Below are 17,671 nucleotides of genomic sequence, written 5' to 3'. Positions count from 1 at the left end.
CGTTCTCCTTAGGCTTTGACAATCTTAACCGCACACTTTTTAAAGTCAGTTTGTTTCGACAATGGATCTGTCGCATCAAGTGTGACCTTATTAATCAGCTGGCTAGCATCAAACCATGGCACGAACACCAATCCCATAGGCGGCTTGTTACGCCCTCTTGTTTCAACGCGAGTTTTAATCTCACCACGACGAGAAATAACTTTAACTTCATCACCTCGGCGTAAACCACGCTTTTTAGCATCATCTGGATGCATGAAACAGACTGCATCTGGAAATGCTTTATAAAGCTCAGGGACACGTTGAGTCATTGAACCTGAATGCCAATGCTCTAAAACACGTCCTGTTGATAACCAGATATCAAACTCTTCATCTGGTACTTCAGGCGCAGGTTCGTACGGCAAGGCAAAAATAATCGCTTTACCATCAGGTTTACCGTAAAACTCAAACCCTTTACCTGCTTTCACGTATGGGTCTGCACCTTCACGATAACGCCACTTAGTTTCTTTACCGTCGACAACAGGCCAACGTAGGCCGTGCTCTTCATGATATCGGTCAAAGTCAGCTAAATCATGACCGTGTCCACGACCAAACTGAGCGTATTCTTCAAATAAGCCTTTCTGAACGTAAAAACCAAAGTGCTTAGCTTCATTATTCATAAACTTAGGATCGGCATCACTTAAAGGGAATTTCTCAACATTGCCGTTTTGGAACAGCACTTCAAATAAGGTTTTTCCTTTAAACTCAGGATTAGCAGCAAGCACCTCTTTAGACCACACTTCATCAGTGGTAAAGCGCTTAGAGAATTCCATCAATTGCCATAAATCAGACATTGACTCGCCAGGGGCTTGCACCATTTGATGCCAGAATTGAGTACGACGCTCTGCGTTACCATAGGCACCTTCTTTTTCAACCCACATTGCAGAAGGTAAAATCAGATCACCGGCTTGAGTGGTCACTGTAGGATAAGCGTCAGAAACAACAATGAAATTGTCAGGGTTACGGTAACCCGGTAAACCTTCTTCATTCATGTTAGCCGCAGCTTGCATGTTGTTGTTTACTTGCACCCAATAACAGTTTAAATCCCCGTCTTTAAGTCGTCGGTTTTGTTCAACCGCGTGGTAACCAGGTTTAGGAGGAATAACCCCTTCAGGAATGTTCCAAATATCTTCTGCAATTTTACGGTGTTTAGGGTTGTTAACCACCATATCTGCAGGAAGTCTATGAGAGAAGGTACCCACTTCACGAGCGGTACCACAAGCAGAAGGCTGACCGGTTAACGAGAATGGACTGTTACCCGGAGTCGAGATTTTACCTACTAATAAGTGAATATTATAAATCAGGTTATTACACCAAACACCACGAGTGTGTTGGTTAAAGCCCATAGTCCAAAAAGAAGTCACTTTCTTTTTAGGGTCGGCATATAACTCAGCAAGTTCAATCAGTTTATGTTCTGGTACACCAGAAAGTTTACTGACACTTTCAACGTCATAATCAGCAACAAACTTTTTGAATTCTTCAAAGTCGATAGGGGTTGAATCGCCAGCAGTGCCAACATTCTTGGCTTTTTTCTGCAGCGGGTGTGATGCACGTAAACCATAACCGATATCAGTTTCGCCTTTACGGAAATTAACATGTTTGCTGATAAAGTCTTTATCAACTTTATCATTTTGAATGATGTAGTTAGCAATAAAATTAAGCATTGCTAAATCAGTTTGCGGGGTAAATACAATCGGTAAATCTGCTAAATCAAATGAGCGATGTTGGAATGTCGATAATACCGCTACTTTAACGTGTGGTGCACTTAAACGTCGGTCAGTCACGCGAGTCCAAAGAATTGGATGCATTTCTGCCATGTTTGAGCCCCATAATACAAATGCATCAGCCGCTTCCATATCATCGTAACAACCCATTGGCTCATCAATACCAAAAGTACGCATGAAGCCACCTACAGCAGATGCCATACAGTGACGCGCGTTAGGGTCAATGTTGTTTGAGCCAAAGCCTGCTTTCATCAATTTAACTGCAGCGTAACCTTCCCAAACAGTCCACTGACCGGAACCGAACATACCAACTGCAGTAGGCCCTTTAGCTTTAATGGTTTTTTTCCATTTTTCGGCCATGGTGTCGAAAGCGGTATCCCAACTTACTGGAGTAAATTCACCATTTTTATCATATTTACCGTTTGTCATACGTAACATTGGTGTTTGTAGACGATCACGGCCATACATAATTTTAGAAAGGAAGTAACCTTTGACACAGTTAAGGCCTTTGTTCACTTCACTTTTAGCATCACCATGAGTAGCAACCACTTTACCGTCTCTAGTGGCTACGATGACTGAACAGCCCGTACCACAAAAACGACAAGGCGCTTTGTTCCACTCTAATTTAGTTTGCTCTGAGCTAGTAATTAGGTTACTTGCTGATGCAGGTAAAGCCATTCCAGCAACGCCTGCTGCTGCAATGGCAGCATTGGCTTTCATAAATTCACGTCTGTTCATACTCATTCTTCACCCTCTTCTAGCTCTTCGCTTTGGTGATAAACCATGGTGGCAGTCAACACACCAGGAATAGCATTAATAGTAGAGATGTCATCCATTAAAGAGCGCTGAGTAGGCCCTTCAATCACCACTACAATCTTCATTTCGTTATTCACTGATAATTCAGCATTCTCCATCGCCATAATTTTTTGACGTACTTCAGCCATTTGTTCAGGTTGTACTTGTACAATTAGGCTAGTTACATGGATTTCTTTTTTGCTCATCGACACAATTTCTCTATTAATTATTGTTATTTATTAAAGACTAACCAGCACCTGGCGGGCCTGAAAGGATTTGACTGAACCAAATGGTAAAACCGAGTGCACTGACTAAAAGTGCTGACAAGATTGGCGCTAAAAAAACCGTTAAGAAGATAAAAATTTTAAATTCTAGGCTTTTTTCACTTTGCGGATCTGTACTCATGGAGCCTCCAGCAGAGGTATCTAATGAAAGTGATGTAACTTAGTTGTTACCGACTAAGATTTGCGAGAATTTTATCTTTAATCAAAGACTAAACTATATACTCACAAATTGGTAAAACGAAACTTTGTTGATCTAGATCATAAAATCAAACTAAACACTTGCCCTATAAAGATTTATGTTTGACTTAAGAAACTAGACCTAATAAGGGTGAGAATTAATTTACATAAATAAAACAATTGCGAAAGCATCTTGATACTGCATGCAATGCTTAGGTATGTATAGTCGCTTTTGCAAAAGTTATCAACTTGTTAATTGGAGTGGGTGGCTTGATTTTGTGCTTTGGAATTGTATTTATAGTCGAAAATGTAAACGACAAATCTTCAACTAGTCTGCTTTTGCAACACAACATTTAACGCACATTTATTATCTGAATTCGAGAGCAATAAAAAAGCACAATTGAATGAATATTCAATTGTGCTAAATAAGTGCTACTTTCAATTGTTAATCTTACTTAACTATTTACTCGATATCGGAGAACCTTAAGTGATTTCTGCTCGTCGATATCTGCGAACACTTCAGGGTTATCAATCCGCTCAATAAACTCAAGACTTGGTGCTGTATCTTCAACTTGCTGCATTAAAAAATCACAGCCTAACTCTGGCGCATTCAAACACAGTAACACTTCGCCATCTTCAGCAAGTAATTCAGGCAACCTGCGTAAAAGTCTTACATAATCTTTAGTTGCAACAAAACTGCCCTTTTGATTGCTCGGTGGATCAGCAACAATTAAATCATAAGGACCCAATTTGGTCAGTTTGCCCCATGATCTAAAAATATCATGACCTAAGAAACGCGCACCAGACTCAAAACCATTTAAAAGGTGATTCTGTTTACCAATACTTAGTGCACCTTTGCTCATGTCCATGTTAACAACTTCAGTCGCACCGCCCTGTAAACCGACGACAGAAAACGCGCAAGTATATGCAAATAGATTTAATACTTTTTTATCTTTAGCGTGAGTGTTAACCCAGCGACGACCGTTAGCCATATCGAGAAAAATGCCGTGATTTTGACCACGCAGAAGATGCACTAAAAAGTCTGCACCATTTTCTGTCACTATGTGCTTCTCAGGAACATCACCTGCTACAATATCAGTGACGGTTCTACCAGCATTACGGTATTGGAATACGAGGTTGAACTGCTGTTCACTGTGATGTTGTTGCCATACTTCTGCGATAGCATCAGTTAGCACAATACGTTCAGCATCTGATAACTCTTTAAAGCTAGTTAATAGCAAAACAGGGTTAAACCAATCTAAACAAAGATGCTCAAAACCTTCAAAACGGCCGCCACGGCCATGAAATATGCGGCTAAGTTCATTGGTTAATTTCACTTGAGCAAGTGCTTGCCCTAGCGGAAAATCATCACTTACAAAATTCATTTATACTTTCACAACTTTAATTAATTAAATTACGATTTCAGTTTTATTAGGCTTTATCAACAGTCTTGTTATCATCTGTTGATGCCAAGCTATCATCTGTTGATGCTGAATTTTCTTCGCTGACCTTACTGTTGTCATCTTCATCAGGGGTAACGTCAGACAATAAAATAGCAAACCATTTACCGCCTTCACTGGATTCAAGTGCGATTTTAACAATCATAGTCAATGGTACCGAAAGCAGCATACCTACAGAGCCTAATAACCAGCCCCAGAAGATTAATGATAGAAATACCACTAACGTAGATAAACCTAAGCCTCTGCCCATAAACCTGGGTTCAACAGCGTTGCCCATTACAGTATTAGTACCAAGGTACAATAATGCTGTAACACCTGCAGCTCCTGGCCCCATTTGAATAAAGGCCAATAGCACAGCAGGAATAGCCGCAATAATAGAACCAATATTCGGAATATAGTTAAGCAAGAACGCTAAAACAGCCCATAACAAAGCATAATCGACACCAATGACCGATAAACCCACTCCGATGATGATACCTGTGGCAATACTGACAAGCGTTTTAATGACCATATATTGATTTACAGAGTGCAAAAACTTATCAATTTGCTTTAAACGCATATCAGGATCATCTAACGCTAAATGAAACTTTTTCGGTAATGATTGAGCTTCAAATAACATGAAAATAATGGTCAAAATAATCAAAAATAGATTGGCCATTACATTACCTAAACCCGACAACATATTAGTCGTCATACTAAGCGCCATACCTGGATCGAAATATTCCAATACCTTGTCTTTAGAAATATTGATATTCAGCGCGTTTAGTTTTTCCAAGATCCACGAAAACTGTTCAATTAATTGTTGTCGATAAAACGGCATTTGTTGGGTAAATTCATTTATTGAACTCCCTACTAAGCTTGCAAGCCATAACCCCATCATGACAATAAACATCATTAATAAGATGACCGATAGCCATTTAGGTACACGGTAACGAGTCATAAATTGAATTGCTGGATTACAGACTACGGCTAAAAATGCAGATAACACAAATGGCACGACGATAGGACTTGCGGTTTTAATGCCCGCTAGAATCACGACCAAACAAGCCATGATAGCGAAACCACGTAACGCCATCGATGAAGAATTACCGCCACTCATATTTAATACCCTTTTATATTGCTGAACTCTATTGAATTGTATGACTCGATTTCATTAATCATTACTCCAATGGCTATTTAAAGCGATGATTAAAGAGTTTTGATATTAAAATCTTAAGACATGGATACGTAAATTGTATATTTCATCAACTTTGAACATAAAATCTACTATTAAACTAGCACAATAAGAATAACTTACGCATTATACTCGTTATCAGTTGACTATGAATGACTATCTTAAAGCTATTTAATTAAAAACCCGTACTACTTTAACAAGTAAAAGCTGAACTGGAGTTAAATGAGCTGAAATAGCTGACTTAAACCATTTTAGTTGTGTAAATTGATCTAGCATCGACTGCATTGCGTAATAACTTGTTAAGCGTAGCTATTTAAAATCAAGCTCCTAGATAGATTAAACCAACACCTTTCGACCGATTAAGTGGTGAGAATATGAATATATTAATGACTGGCGCAACAGGATTTGTCGGACAACAGTTAGTTAAATTGCTTAGTGAACAATCTCACCAGCTCACGATTGTGACTCGAAATATCTCACACGCTACAGCGACACTGGGTGGACAACATAAGTACCTAGACAACCTAGATAAACTCAATAACCTCAACAATTACGACGCTGTTATTAACCTTGCTGGCGAACCGATTGTCGGGAAACGTTGGAGCAACCAACAAAAACAACGCATTTGCGACAGCCGCTGGAACATCACAGCGATGTTAACTCAATTAATTAAGCAAAGTGATACACCACCAGCAAGCTTTATTAGTGCATCTGCGATTGGTTTTTATGGACGCCAAGGCAGCACTCCTGTAGATGAAGACAGTCAAGCCCACAATGAGTTTAGTCACCAAGTATGCAGTGAATGGGAACATTTAGCCTTAAAATCTCAATCAGAAAACACAAGAGTATGCGTACTACGGATTGGCATTGTATTGGGCAAAAATGGCGGAGCATTAGCCAAAATGTTGCCACCATTTAAACTAGGTCTCGGCGGCCCTATTGGGAAAGGTCTACACGGCGTTAGTTGGATACATATCGACGATTTAACCCATTTAATTCAACACTTATTAGTGACTGATGAAGCTCAAGGTGTATTTAACGCAACAGCCCCAAATCCGGTTAATCACAAATTGTTTGCCGAATCTATTGGTGCAAGTCTAAATCGTCCCGCAGTAATCCCAACACCAGTAATCGCACTAAAACTGGCAATGGGAGAAATGGCCGATTTGATTGTTGAAGGTCAGTTTGTATTGCCTAAACGCACACTTGCTTCAGGTTTTAACTTCAAATATCCAGATATTAGTCCAGCTTTAGACTCAATCCTCAAAGCCTAAGAGATTAAAAGCAAAGCGGCTCTAAAACTAACAAAGCCAATACAGAAAATAGCTCTTAAAGGCTAATGAGATCCATTCATCTCATTAGCCTTTTAAAGTCGTTTAATCGTTATGAAGTATTATTAGCATTATCTAAAATGACTCTACTCTCTACGCTACCACATTGTTTTTATTGATTGATAAGCCCTGTGGTTGTTTCGACAAACCACTCATATCGTTTTGGTAAAGGGCGAAACTTTTTACGGATCATGTAAAGCGGTTCTTTGACTTGATGCTTCAGTTTTACCACCGAAATAAGCTCTTGTTGCTCGAAGCTATTAACAGCAAATTCCGGCAAAACAGTGAACCCAAGGCCTTTCGAAACAGGCAGTAATATCTGACTTAACTGGTTGACATAACTGGCGATAGGGAGCGAACTGACTTGTTCATCACTATAGTTACTACTGACTAATTGTTGTAGGTAATGCATTGCATCAGGGTGTGAAATGACACCAAGTGAGATTAACTTATCGAAGTTAATCTCCTCACCTTCCAACGCTGCTGGCACAATCAAGCATAAATTATCATCACCAATAGGCATTACCTCAAGCTCAGGGTTAGAGATAAATTGCGTCACAATCCCAATATCAATGTCATTATTGATAACTTGCTCTATCACTCTTTTATTTGGCGCAGCTTCTATTGATACAGACAATTCAGGGTGCAATATTTGGTAGTCGATAAAGTGTGGAAACAACCACATTGCCAATGAGCCAGAACACGCAAAACGACATTCACCGACATAAGGGGAGTCCAGTTGTATGTCACTTAACAGTTGCTCTTGTTGCTTTAATAGCTGCTCACCATATTGCTGCAGCTGCATTCCCGCATCTGTTAATTCAAAACGCTTACCAAAACGTTGTATTAGCTGTACGTTTAACTGTTGTTCTAACTTTTGAACATGCTGGCTAACGCCTGGTTGAGTCATAAATAATTGCTCAGCAGTTTGGGTAAAGTGCCCTACTTCAGCAAGCTTAAGAAAAGTCGATAACCACTTTTGATTTATCATAAATTCACTGCTCAATACTAACGTTAACGATTTAAGTACTATAACAAAAATTTATTCATCTACTGGATATTAATAACTTTTATCTAAGGTGATACCACTATTTAAAAATAATGCCGTTAAGCGAACTTAACGGCATCATAAACACAGAATAACCTAAATAAACAAATAGCTTGGTAAAAAATAGCTAATCAAACAAACAGTTAAGTCAGCTTCTTACTCACCAAAACTATACTTTCTTTTAATTTCCACCACTTCTACTGTGTAGGATGAATACCATTTTTGTTGGCCTAACTTCTGCGCAACGGCGTGCTTTGAGTCATCATGCCAACGCTTGATGTCATCTTCATTGTGCCAATAAGATATCGCAATTTCTTGCTCGCCTTCTGACACGGCAATAAAGTCTATGCAATTATATTGCTCGAACGCCAAGTCGCGCATAACAGCAACAGTATCAATATAATGCCGATCTTGAGCGCCCACTTTTGCTTTAAAAATTACCGCAAACATACTCATTCCTTTATTCATTTCCTAAACCAGGTTTCGCAATCAAATCCCTAAACCTGGCCCCAAAAAAATGGCAATGATGTTGCGAAGTGCGCTCACCTAATTAGCCCGCTTTTAGCAAGTCACTACAAGACTGGTTGAGTAATTGGCGACAGCGCCACATTCCTAAAAATGCCACCACTGCTGCGCCAGCCAAAGGTGAAATCCCCCACCAAGGCCAATGCATATAAACCACCAACTCGAACACTTGAGTTTTAAGCATATAAAGTGCAAATTCAGCTACAATAACGGCCAGAATACCTGCTATAGCACCGAGTAAAGCAAACTCAAGCCCTGTTGCAGAGCGCAGCAGCCAACCTGAAGCTCCAAAGGTTCGCAGCACAGCTAACTCGCGTTGTCTGGTTGCCATGCCAGCTTCAGTTTGTGCAATCAAGACTAAGGCACTTGCTAACAACACTAAGGCTAAAACCAAAGAAAGAGAAAGGGAAACTTGTTCAATGATTTGGCGTAACTGCCCTACCATAGCCCCAACATCAATCACTGAAATAGTTGGGAACTGCTGAATAAGCTGCAATACCACTGCATTCGCCGTTAAGTCACTGCCATTGGCTTTCAAATCTTCATCATTTAGATGAAAACTTGCCATAGACGTGTAAGAAAACGGCTCCAGTGCTTTAGGTTTAAAAATCATGAAAAAGTTAGGTTGTAGAGTTTCCCACTGCACTTGCCTAAAGCTGGTGACTTTAACGCTAAAGCTTTGGTTATCAATATTAAACGTCATTGTATCGTTTAGTGATAAACCGAGTCGCTCAGCAACTTCAGCTTCAACAGAAACCTCGTCATCGGCCTGATTAAAGGTACCTGCAGTAATTTCATTGTTCGGGGGTAATGTTTCTCGATAAGTTAAATTTAATTCTCGAGATATCCCAACACGGCCTTCAATTCCGTCTTTTTCTTCTTGACGTGAAATCAATTCTTCATCGTTAATATGGGTTAATCGACCACGGATAACGGGGTAAATATCAGTCGCAATTATCTTATTACTATCAAGAAAGTCATCAAGAGGTTTAGTGTCTTCTGGGGCGATGTTCACCAAGAAGTAATTGGGCGCATCTTCTGGTAACTGCTTTTGCCATTCATTCAATAAGTCTTGTCTGAGGGCCAGAATTGTTAGCAGTAAAACCAGTGCACTACTAAAACCTACTAGCTGAACAGCATTTTGCCTTGCACGGCGTCTAAGTCCCGCTAATGCTAACTGCAATGGATTAGTGGTTTTCATCCCGACACTATGACCTAGACGGATCATAGCGAAACCTAAAATACTTAACAGCACGCCTAACAGTAAAACTGCTAATACCACTGTCATGGTCAATGCGATACTGCGAGAATATAAATAACCCAGTAAAGCCATTGCGCCCAAACTCAGTAATAGGTGCAACCACATGCCAAACTGCAAGCCTTCTAACTGTCGCTGCAATACTCTTAATGGCGGAATAGCCAGTAAGCGCATCAAAGGATAAGCCGAGAACATAAAGGCACTGATTAAACCGGTAGTCACACCTAACAGTAATGGTCTTGAATATGGTGGAGAATATGCAGCAATTTCTGCAGGTAAAAATTGATTAATCCCAAGGTCAAGCAGTAAACCACCTAATAAACCCAAAACGATGCCCACTAAAGTAACGAGCATTAAATGTATGCCGAACAAGGTTCGAATTTGTGTTGAAGATGCACCAAATGTTTTTAGCATCGCCACGACATCATAGTGTCGTTGGCAGTATCGCTGAGCCGCAATACCGATAGCGGCACACGCTAAAGCGATCCCCAATAAACTTGCCAATAATAAAAAACGCTCGGCACGTTTAACCGCTGAGGCAATAGGAGAATCCCCAGATTGAACATCTGTCCAACGTTGGCTGTTATTCAGTAATGGTTTTGCTTGAGTTTCAAACTCAGTTAACGCAGCGGCTTCTCCTGCGAACTGATAAATATAATTAACGCGGCTACCAGGTTGAATAATTCCCGTTGCTGCCACGTCATCCAAACGCATCAATAACACTGGTGACGATGCAAACGGATTAAAGCCAGCATCGGGTAATCGATTTATTTCAGCGGATAAATTTAACTCAGTGTTACCTAGTTCCAGAGTCGTTGGATAACCCAGTAAACCACCTAATCTATTTTCGTACCAAGCTTCGCCGGTTTTGGGTAAAGCCTGAGTAACACCTGAAGATAATTCAATTTCGCCTCGAAGCGGATAACCATCAGCAACGGCTTTAATCGTGACTAATTGGAAGTTATCGCCGGCATAAACCATTGAGTTAAAGGTCATGTTTGTTACATGGGCAATATCTAATGACTCAGCCAGCTCAAGCACTTTTTTATCAAGCTCAACAGGCGAATCAATGATCCTATCAGCGGCAATAAAATTAGCTGCTTCACCATTAATGGCAACTTGTAAACGCTCACTGACTCTGGCAAGCCCACTCACCGACAGCACAGCTAATGTAATTGCTAATACAATGAGCAGTAACTGCCCTTGCATTAGCTCTCTTTTGAATAAGCGCCACGCTAATTGTAACTCCATTAGCAGGCCTCCTCATTCGCTGCTTTTGCAGTATTATGTTCAGTAGGGCTTTGTTCGGCATTTGGCTCTGACAAGTGGCCATTATCCATGACTAATTGTCTTTTACAGCGCTTGGCCAACTCTAAATCATGAGTCACCAAAACCAAGGTTGTGTCACTTTCTTGGTTTAAAGCAAACAGCATATCGGCAATTTTGTCACCGTTGGCGCTATCCAAGTTACCTGTTGGTTCATCTGCAAATAGCACTTTAGGTTCACAGATAAATGCACGTGCAATAGCAACACGTTGCTGCTCACCGCCAGATAATTGCTTAGGTAGATGGGTTAAACGATGCGATAAACCAACACGTTCAAGCATGTTTTCTGCTTTCTCACGCGCATTAGCAACGCCTGCTAGTTCAGCTGGCAACATTACGTTTTCAAGGGCAGTTAAAGTGTCGACAAGCATAAAGGATTGAAAAATAAAGCTGACTTTTTGTTTACGTAGTGCCGCTTTTTGTTCTTCGTTTAATCCTGATAATGCCTGACCATCCAGCAATATTTCACCTGAAGTTGGTGTATCGAGTGCAGCTAACAAGCCGAGCAAGGTAGATTTACCAGAACCAGATGGACCAAGGATCGCAATACTGTCACCCTGCTTGACATCCATATAAATGCCATTGAGGATAGTAAGCTCTCCCTCTTGGGTCACTACAGTTTTATTGAGGTTAGTAACATTAATGGCACTTGAATTATTTGCAAAATTAGTCGACATACGATCCTTCTTTTATTTACCAGCTAAACGCCAGCTTACTGCGGCATTTCTGTTTGTTGCATCAACAATGTTTATTTCTACTTCTAGCTATGCTGCCACGATTTTAATCTTAGGTGATAGTCTAAGTGCAGGTTACGGCATGTCAGAAGAACAAGGTTGGGTACAATTGTTACGTGATGAACACCCTGAATACAACATAATTAATGGTTCAGTCAGTGGCGAAACCACCGCTGGTGGTTTACGTAGACTCCCGAATTTACTGGCCTCCACTGACTTTGACCTAGTTGTTGTAGAGCTGGGTGGCAATGATGGTCTTCGTGGTTTTCCGCCTAACAAGCTGAAATCAAATCTTACAAAAATCATTAGCTTGTCTCAAGAGAGCGGCGCTGATGTTCTACTCACCGAGATTATGGTGCCACCAAATTACGGCCCTAGATACACATCAATGTTCAATGGTGTATACCATCAACTTGCCGATGAATTTGACATTGCATTAGTGCCTTTCTTTATGCTCGAAATTGCGCCAAACCCAGACTTAATGCAACGAGATGGTATTCATCCAAATGTCGAGGCTCAACCTCAAATTACGCAATGGATGTCACCGTGGATCAAAGATGCGTTAAAAAAGTAATCAAGGTTAGAATTTTTCACCTAAAGTAAGCAATTAGAGTAAGAAAGTAATTTTATTTTAAGTTTTAACATATAGAATGACAAACAAATAACTTTGTTCAAACGTTCTAAAATACTAATTTTACATTACTGTTTTTAAGCAACAATGTTTAGTATTTGGTTTATGACTACAAGGAAATCTCATGGCTATCAGTCGGCAAAAGAAAGTTTACTTACCTACAACGACCAGAAAAAATCAATATATTACCGTTGGTTTCCCACTTACTGATGAGTTTATCTCGCATTATGAAAGCTTAGAAAACTGTTACCAAGAATTTAGCAAACTTGTTTTTGAAACTGCTGATAAGTTAGAACTTTATAATGTCCACGTTGTTGCGACAGATAAACTTCCTGTTGTACGTTTTCATAACGAAGTTTACTGTTTTTCAACTCAAGAGCAGCTTCGCTTTTTCTACAATCCCGCATATCATGAAGCGAACAGTTTACACATGGTTGCCGATTATCGCGCTAAAAAGCTCAAGGTGGTGTTTTTAGCCACTGGAGATGAAATTCGTAGTAATGCTGCAAATTTCCACGCACGGATCCGAGATTTTACTCAAGCTTTATTGCCTCAATTACCTATCCAAGGTCTAGCGACTAAAATACGCGATCACCAACATATTTCTTATGACCTATATGCCAAAAATAAAGGCCACAAAGAAACCTACGGCTACAAGTTAAGAGCACTAAATAGCCGTTATCAACATCGTGACTGTCCATTACCAGAAGAAGCCAGTGCCCTTTCTTACGCTATGATCACTATGCCAATTGGTCGCCGAATTAAAAATCAGCTTCTAGCAGAAAAACACGAAAACTATAATGATAGTTACCAAAAACTTTGCCAAAACTTTATTGAAGCAGCTCAATCTAAACAACTGAATAAATTGGCTGTAGTTGCTAATGGTAAATACCCTTTAGTGCGTAACAGTAAGTTCGAAGATTTAGAAAGTACCAATGAATTACAAATGATTGGTTTTGACCCAAGCGCAACCGACGCAAGCCCTATATGTCATTGGGATGGAAACGTCATAGCTGAAGCGATACGTTTTGTGGTTGTTGCAGATGATAGCAATATTTCTGATGGTGGCTATGGCCGCTTTATGAACCAAGTTGAAGAAGCCATGCGAAAATTTATCGGTGACATCGACTTTGATAAAGAGCATGTTAATTTAACGATAGGTTTCCATCAGCATTTAAGTTACAAAGCTTAAATACATAATCACTGCTTTTTTCGCTAGTTAAAGAACGAAAAATTAACTGGTTTGCATAAAACGACAGCTTAGGCTGTCGTTTTTTATTACTGCAATAAAAACATCTACTTCAACTCCCCACCACCACCGCATGTTAATTAAATGTGGCCAGATCTCACATTGATTAACATTTATCAAACAAGGCATGTTGGAGAACATACGAAATAAATCGTATCCACTCCTCTAGCGGAACTTAAGGAGTAGGCAATAAATAATAAAAAGCAGGAGATGCTATGTTTAACAAGAAGATGCCATGGTTGGTGCCTACCATAGTAGCAACAGCAGTCACTATGAGTTTATCGGGTTGTGGTTCTGACGATGATGAACCCACAATCACAGAAACCCCTCCAGTTGTTCAGCCACCCGCAGAAACCGGGCCAACCTTTCCTGAAGATGCAATCATGGTCGAAGCTGGTGAAAACCTCACTATCAGTATCCAAGAAGCCTTAATCAATGCTCAAAGTAATGATGTCATTGTACTTCCAAAGGGTAACTTTAAAATCGAGTCGACATTATTATTTGATGGGGATGTTGACGGCGATGGTGTGTTTTCTAAAAACGTGACCATTATGGGTTACGGGCAAGATGAAACCGTACTCGATTTCTCTGAAGCAAACTCTGGTGACGGCATTTTCGTGCAAAATGCAGTCAATATTATCATTCAAGATTTATCCGTTAATGAAGCAAAAAGTAACGGCATCAAGCTTAAAAATACTAACGGAATTATCTTAAGAAGACTGGCAACTATTTGGGATGGTGAGCTCGATAAAGATAATGGTGCTTACGGTCTTTACCCTGTCGAGTGTGAAAATATCTTAATTGAAGATACCTATGTACGCGGTAGTGCAGACGCCGGTATTTACGTAGGCCAATCACAATATATTGTTGTGCGTCGTAATATTGCAAAAGAGAACGTCGCAGGTATTGAAATCGAAAATTCTAAATATGCTGATGTTTATGACAATGAAGCAGTAGGCAATACAGGTGGCGTATTAGTATTTGATTTACCAATCAATAACCAAAGATATGGTTCAAGTGTTCGTGTGTTTAATAATAAAATTCACAATAACAACACTAAAAACTTCGCCAATGCTTCATCTAACCCTGGTGGTGTCCACATTGTCCCTCCTGGAACTGGTGTCATTATTCTTTCTACAGATGATGTAGAAGTATTCAACAATGACATTAGTAACCATGACAGCTTAGCGGTTGCCATCACGAGTTTCTTCGTAGCAGAAAGAGATATAAGCACGTTTGTAGGTAACTATGCCCAGCCAGGACAAGCCATTAGTGATGGCTGGCGTGCCACTCCAAGAAATATTCATGTGCATGACAATAACATTAGTGATTACGGCCAAAAACCTAATGGACATTTGATTGATGACATTATTAAAGCTTATGTACTCACTCACGGGCAAATGCCTGGTATTATTTACGATGGCTTAGGTGAAGCATTATCTAATAATGGCACTGCAGCTTATCTCGGTTTGCAAGAATTACCATTCGCAGAAGACGGCAGTGACAACACTTGTATAACCAACAATGGCGATGTCAGTGTTGGTCGCTTATATGCCAATTCAAATACAGATCAAAATCTACCTGAAGCAATGTTACAAGCTCCTCAAACAGACCTTTTGGCTTGTTCACAAGTCAGTTTGCCTGTTCATACCGTCACCTTTGGCGATGAGATCTTCGGCTGTGGTGTTGATGATGAAACAGAAGGTTGTGATGGCGGTACGTTAATTGGCGGTGGTGGTTCTATTGGTGAGGGTGAAGGTGGCCTTGAAGGCGACGGTGACCTAAGTTTATGTGAAGCTTCTGGCAGCAATGTAAGCTGGGATGCACTACTTAAAGCAAACTGTCCAAACCTATCTGATTATAATCTGTTTGCAGACATGACAAATCCCACCGATGCGCCTAACTCTAACGGATTAGCTTATGATTTGAATACTCCATTATTTACTGATCACGCGACTAAATATCGCTTTGTCTATTTACCTGATGGAACCACTGCAAATTATAGTGAAAACGAATCATTTGATTTCCCAGTGGGTACAGTCATCAGTAAAACATTTGCTCTGCCCGCTGATACCAATGCACGCGGCTTTGCAAATGAAGATTTAATAGAGACTCGATTGCTAATTCACCGTGAAACGGGCTGGAGCGCACTGCCTTATGTTTGGAAAGCTGACAAATCAGATGCTGTATTAGCAAAAGCCGGGGCTATTCAAGGTAAACAAGTCACCCATAAGGGGGAAATGCTTAGCTTTGACTATGTTGTTCCAAGCATGAATCAATGTAAGCAATGTCATCAATTTAAAGCTGATGCTGATAGTAATGCGGTATTCATGCCTATTGGTCCGAAAGCTCGTCACTTAAATCGAGATTATGTCTACAGTGATGGCAGCATGAATCAGTTAACTAAATGGCAATCGGCAGGCATGTTACAAGGTTTACCGACATTGTCTGATGTCGATATGGTGCCAGAGTATCAAGATGGAGATGAAGATAATATTGCATCAATGTCAGATACAGAATTAATGGCAGCAGCTAAAGGTTACTTGGATATTAACTGTGCACATTGTCATCGCCCAGAAGGCAATGCATCAAATACAGGTTTAAAACTTGAGTATTGGCGTAGTTATGATGAAGATGCAGGCTTCTCTCATGGTACTTGTAAGTCACCAGTGGCTTATGGCGGCGGTACCTTAGGTTTTGATGTTGTCCCAGGCAACCCAGAGGAATCAATTTTGCACTTCCGTATGGAAACCAACGACCCAGGCGATAGAATGCCTGAAATTGGTCGCAGCTTATCCCATGATGAAGGTGTTGCCTTAATCAATGAATGGATTAAGCGATTACCTGCTGCATCTTGTTCTTAAAAACTTGACCAATAGAGGATGAGCTTTGGCTCATCCTCTATTCATTTCATTATCTCAACCGTTTTCAAAAATCATGATTAACAACCAGTCATTAACCAATAATTTTTATGAGCTGGATATTAGCTCAAGAGTGTTAACACTCAAAACAAACTAAACCCAATAACCCAAACCTAATAAATACCCCCGAATCACCAACCTAGGATACCTCAATGCCAGAACGCACAGATATGACTAGCCTAGATACAAAATCTTTGATTCTGAAAACAATATTAGCATCGTTAATTGCATTCAGTTTGTTGGCCTGTGGTGGGTCTGACAGTAATGAATCAAACAATATTGAAACAAACGAGTCAACGGATGCTTCTACGCCGTCTGTGCCTTCAACGCCAACAACCCCTGAGCAGCCAGATGTTGCAGACGATGTTTGCCAGCAAACCAACACAGAGGTTAACTGGGATGCATTGATGTCCAAGGACTGCCCTAATTTAAGCGATTATAGTCTTTTTGTAGAGCCGACTAAGCCAACTGAAGCTCCAAGAGCCCCAGGAATTAATTATCAATTGTCTACTGAGTTATTTTCTAACTACGCAAGTAAATACCGATTTGTATTCTTGCCTGAAAACCAGCAAATGAAGTTCATGCCGCAACAAGTTTTTCAACTCCCTGTTGGCAGTGTATTAGTCAAAAGCTTTGCCTTACCGTTTGATACTCAATCAACAGGCGAAAACAATGAAAAGTTGATTGAAACCCGGTTGATGATCCATCGTGAAGCTGGCTGGACAGCGTTAACTTACCAATGGCAACATGTTTCAAGTTTAAACGTATCGGTTGCAACGGGTATTTGTTTATTTGAAGCGGTGCGTCAGCGCAAAGCTTAAACTAGGGCCTGTTGATCTTTCAAGGTTGTTTTTGCAGCGAATTGTTGGCCATTTATACAAGGCAGAGGCTTTGTGGTGTAGTTATTCTACATAAAAAGTCGATAACACAGTAAAAATGGCCAACAAACGCTGCCCAAAGGGTTCGACTAAAAGCATTTTACTCTTTGTTGGATGAAT

At 40.2% G+C, this 17,671-nt stretch carries 14 protein-coding genes; 5 read left to right on the top strand and 9 right to left on the bottom strand.

Going from position 1 to position 17,671, the window contains the following annotated elements; all coding sequences use genetic code 11:
- Window positions 1-8: 8 nt before the first annotated feature.
- The 5 genes from napA to FNZ24_RS06450 form a co-directional block, all read right to left on the bottom strand.
- Complete coding sequence (napA, locus tag FNZ24_RS06470; protein ID WP_153913659.1) at window positions 9-2,498, bottom strand: nitrate reductase catalytic subunit NapA; 2,490 nt, start codon at window positions 2,496-2,498, stop codon at window positions 9-11.
- A gap of 2 nt (window positions 2,499-2,500) precedes the next feature.
- Window positions 2,501-2,761, bottom strand: a complete 261-nt coding sequence (locus FNZ24_RS06465; protein ID WP_153913658.1) for a chaperone NapD — start codon at window positions 2,759-2,761, stop codon at window positions 2,501-2,503.
- 40 nt (window positions 2,762-2,801) lie between these two features.
- Window positions 2,802-2,960, bottom strand: coding sequence for a periplasmic nitrate reductase, NapE protein (locus FNZ24_RS06460; protein WP_102528770.1), 159 nt, complete (start codon window positions 2,958-2,960; stop codon window positions 2,802-2,804).
- Between the two features lie 511 nt (window positions 2,961-3,471).
- Window positions 3,472-4,401, bottom strand: a complete 930-nt coding sequence (locus tag FNZ24_RS06455; protein WP_153913655.1) for a class I SAM-dependent methyltransferase — start codon at window positions 4,399-4,401, stop codon at window positions 3,472-3,474.
- 46 nt (window positions 4,402-4,447) lie between these two features.
- Window positions 4,448-5,575, bottom strand: a complete 1,128-nt coding sequence (locus tag FNZ24_RS06450; protein WP_153913653.1) for an AI-2E family transporter — start codon at window positions 5,573-5,575, stop codon at window positions 4,448-4,450.
- Window positions 5,576-6,024: 449 nt separating this feature from the next.
- Here FNZ24_RS06450 and FNZ24_RS06445 point away from each other — a divergent pair, with 449 nt between their 5' ends.
- Window positions 6,025-6,924, top strand: a complete 900-nt coding sequence (locus tag FNZ24_RS06445) for a TIGR01777 family oxidoreductase (RefSeq protein WP_153913651.1) — start codon at window positions 6,025-6,027, stop codon at window positions 6,922-6,924.
- 169 nt (window positions 6,925-7,093) lie between these two features.
- Here the strand turns inward: FNZ24_RS06445 and FNZ24_RS06440 are convergent, their stop codons facing one another.
- The 4 genes from FNZ24_RS06440 to FNZ24_RS06425 all read right to left on the bottom strand — a co-directional run bounded on the left by FNZ24_RS06440 (window position 7,094) and on the right by FNZ24_RS06425 (window position 11,815).
- On the bottom strand, window positions 7,094-7,972 hold the full coding sequence (locus FNZ24_RS06440; RefSeq protein ID WP_153913649.1) for a LysR family transcriptional regulator: 879 nt from the start codon (window positions 7,970-7,972) through the stop codon (window positions 7,094-7,096).
- 213 nt (window positions 7,973-8,185) lie between these two features.
- Window positions 8,186-8,479, bottom strand: coding sequence for an antibiotic biosynthesis monooxygenase family protein (locus FNZ24_RS06435; RefSeq protein WP_153913648.1), 294 nt, complete (start codon window positions 8,477-8,479; stop codon window positions 8,186-8,188).
- Between the two features lie 100 nt (window positions 8,480-8,579).
- Window positions 8,580-11,063 carry an ABC transporter permease gene (locus FNZ24_RS06430; RefSeq protein ID WP_153913646.1) on the bottom strand — a complete coding sequence of 828 codons (2,484 nt, stop codon included), beginning with the start codon at window positions 11,061-11,063 and terminating at the stop codon, window positions 8,580-8,582.
- Entirely contained in the window at window positions 11,063-11,815 is a 753-nt protein-coding gene (locus FNZ24_RS06425; RefSeq protein WP_153913644.1) for an ABC transporter ATP-binding protein, read from the bottom strand. The genes FNZ24_RS06430 and FNZ24_RS06425 overlap by 1 nt, the downstream gene beginning before the upstream one ends.
- A 67-nt stretch (window positions 11,816-11,882) precedes the next feature.
- Here FNZ24_RS06425 and FNZ24_RS06420 point away from each other — a divergent pair, with 67 nt between their 5' ends.
- The 4 genes from FNZ24_RS06420 to FNZ24_RS06405 all read left to right on the top strand — a co-directional run bounded on the left by FNZ24_RS06420 (window position 11,883) and on the right by FNZ24_RS06405 (window position 17,494).
- Complete coding sequence (locus FNZ24_RS06420; RefSeq protein ID WP_153913737.1) at window positions 11,883-12,446, top strand: arylesterase; 564 nt, start codon at window positions 11,883-11,885, stop codon at window positions 12,444-12,446.
- 181 nt (window positions 12,447-12,627) lie between these two features.
- A complete protein-coding gene (locus FNZ24_RS06415; protein ID WP_153913642.1) occupies window positions 12,628-13,695 on the top strand; it encodes a DUF3083 family protein in 1,068 nt (355 codons plus the stop codon).
- Between the two features lie 272 nt (window positions 13,696-13,967).
- Window positions 13,968-16,616 carry an SO2930 family diheme c-type cytochrome gene (locus FNZ24_RS06410; protein WP_153913640.1) on the top strand — a complete coding sequence of 883 codons (2,649 nt, stop codon included), beginning with the start codon at window positions 13,968-13,970 and terminating at the stop codon, window positions 16,614-16,616.
- Between the two features lie 209 nt (window positions 16,617-16,825).
- On the top strand, window positions 16,826-17,494 hold the full coding sequence (locus tag FNZ24_RS06405) for a hypothetical protein (protein ID WP_153913638.1): 669 nt from the start codon (window positions 16,826-16,828) through the stop codon (window positions 17,492-17,494).
- Window positions 17,495-17,671 lie beyond the last annotated feature (177 nt).

The organism is Shewanella sp. TC10 (assembly GCF_009663145.1).
GTDB lineage: Bacteria > Pseudomonadota > Gammaproteobacteria > Enterobacterales > Shewanellaceae > Shewanella.
This window is presented reverse-complemented; position numbering and strand designations above follow the sequence as displayed.

What these genes read in the sequence shown, in the direction of transcription:
- FNZ24_RS06460 (WP_102528770.1), bottom strand. Translation starts at nt 2,960, where the DNA reads ATGAGTACAGATCCGCAAAGTGAAAAAAGCCTAGAATTTAAAATTTTT.
- FNZ24_RS06425 (WP_153913644.1), bottom strand. Translation starts at nt 11,815, where the DNA reads ATGTCGACTAATTTTGCAAATAATTCAAGTGCCATTAATGTTACTAAC.
- FNZ24_RS06435 (WP_153913648.1), bottom strand. Translation starts at nt 8,479, where the DNA reads ATGTTTGCGGTAATTTTTAAAGCAAAAGTGGGCGCTCAAGATCGGCAT.
- FNZ24_RS06440 (WP_153913649.1), bottom strand. Translation starts at nt 7,972, where the DNA reads ATGATAAATCAAAAGTGGTTATCGACTTTTCTTAAGCTTGCTGAAGTA.
- FNZ24_RS06430 (WP_153913646.1), bottom strand. Translation starts at nt 11,063, where the DNA reads ATGGAGTTACAATTAGCGTGGCGCTTATTCAAAAGAGAGCTAATGCAA.
- FNZ24_RS06410 (WP_153913640.1), top strand. Translation starts at nt 13,968, where the DNA reads ATGTTTAACAAGAAGATGCCATGGTTGGTGCCTACCATAGTAGCAACA.
- FNZ24_RS06455 (WP_153913655.1), bottom strand. Translation starts at nt 4,401, where the DNA reads ATGAATTTTGTAAGTGATGATTTTCCGCTAGGGCAAGCACTTGCTCAA.
- FNZ24_RS06445 (WP_153913651.1), top strand. Translation starts at nt 6,025, where the DNA reads ATGAATATATTAATGACTGGCGCAACAGGATTTGTCGGACAACAGTTA.
- FNZ24_RS06405 (WP_153913638.1), top strand. Translation starts at nt 16,826, where the DNA reads ATGCCAGAACGCACAGATATGACTAGCCTAGATACAAAATCTTTGATT.
- FNZ24_RS06465 (WP_153913658.1), bottom strand. Translation starts at nt 2,761, where the DNA reads ATGAGCAAAAAAGAAATCCATGTAACTAGCCTAATTGTACAAGTACAA.
- FNZ24_RS06415 (WP_153913642.1), top strand. Translation starts at nt 12,628, where the DNA reads ATGGCTATCAGTCGGCAAAAGAAAGTTTACTTACCTACAACGACCAGA.
- FNZ24_RS06420 (WP_153913737.1), top strand. Translation starts at nt 11,883, where the DNA reads ATGTTTATTTCTACTTCTAGCTATGCTGCCACGATTTTAATCTTAGGT.
- FNZ24_RS06450 (WP_153913653.1), bottom strand. Translation starts at nt 5,575, where the DNA reads ATGAGTGGCGGTAATTCTTCATCGATGGCGTTACGTGGTTTCGCTATC.
- napA (WP_153913659.1), bottom strand. Translation starts at nt 2,498, where the DNA reads ATGAACAGACGTGAATTTATGAAAGCCAATGCTGCCATTGCAGCAGCA.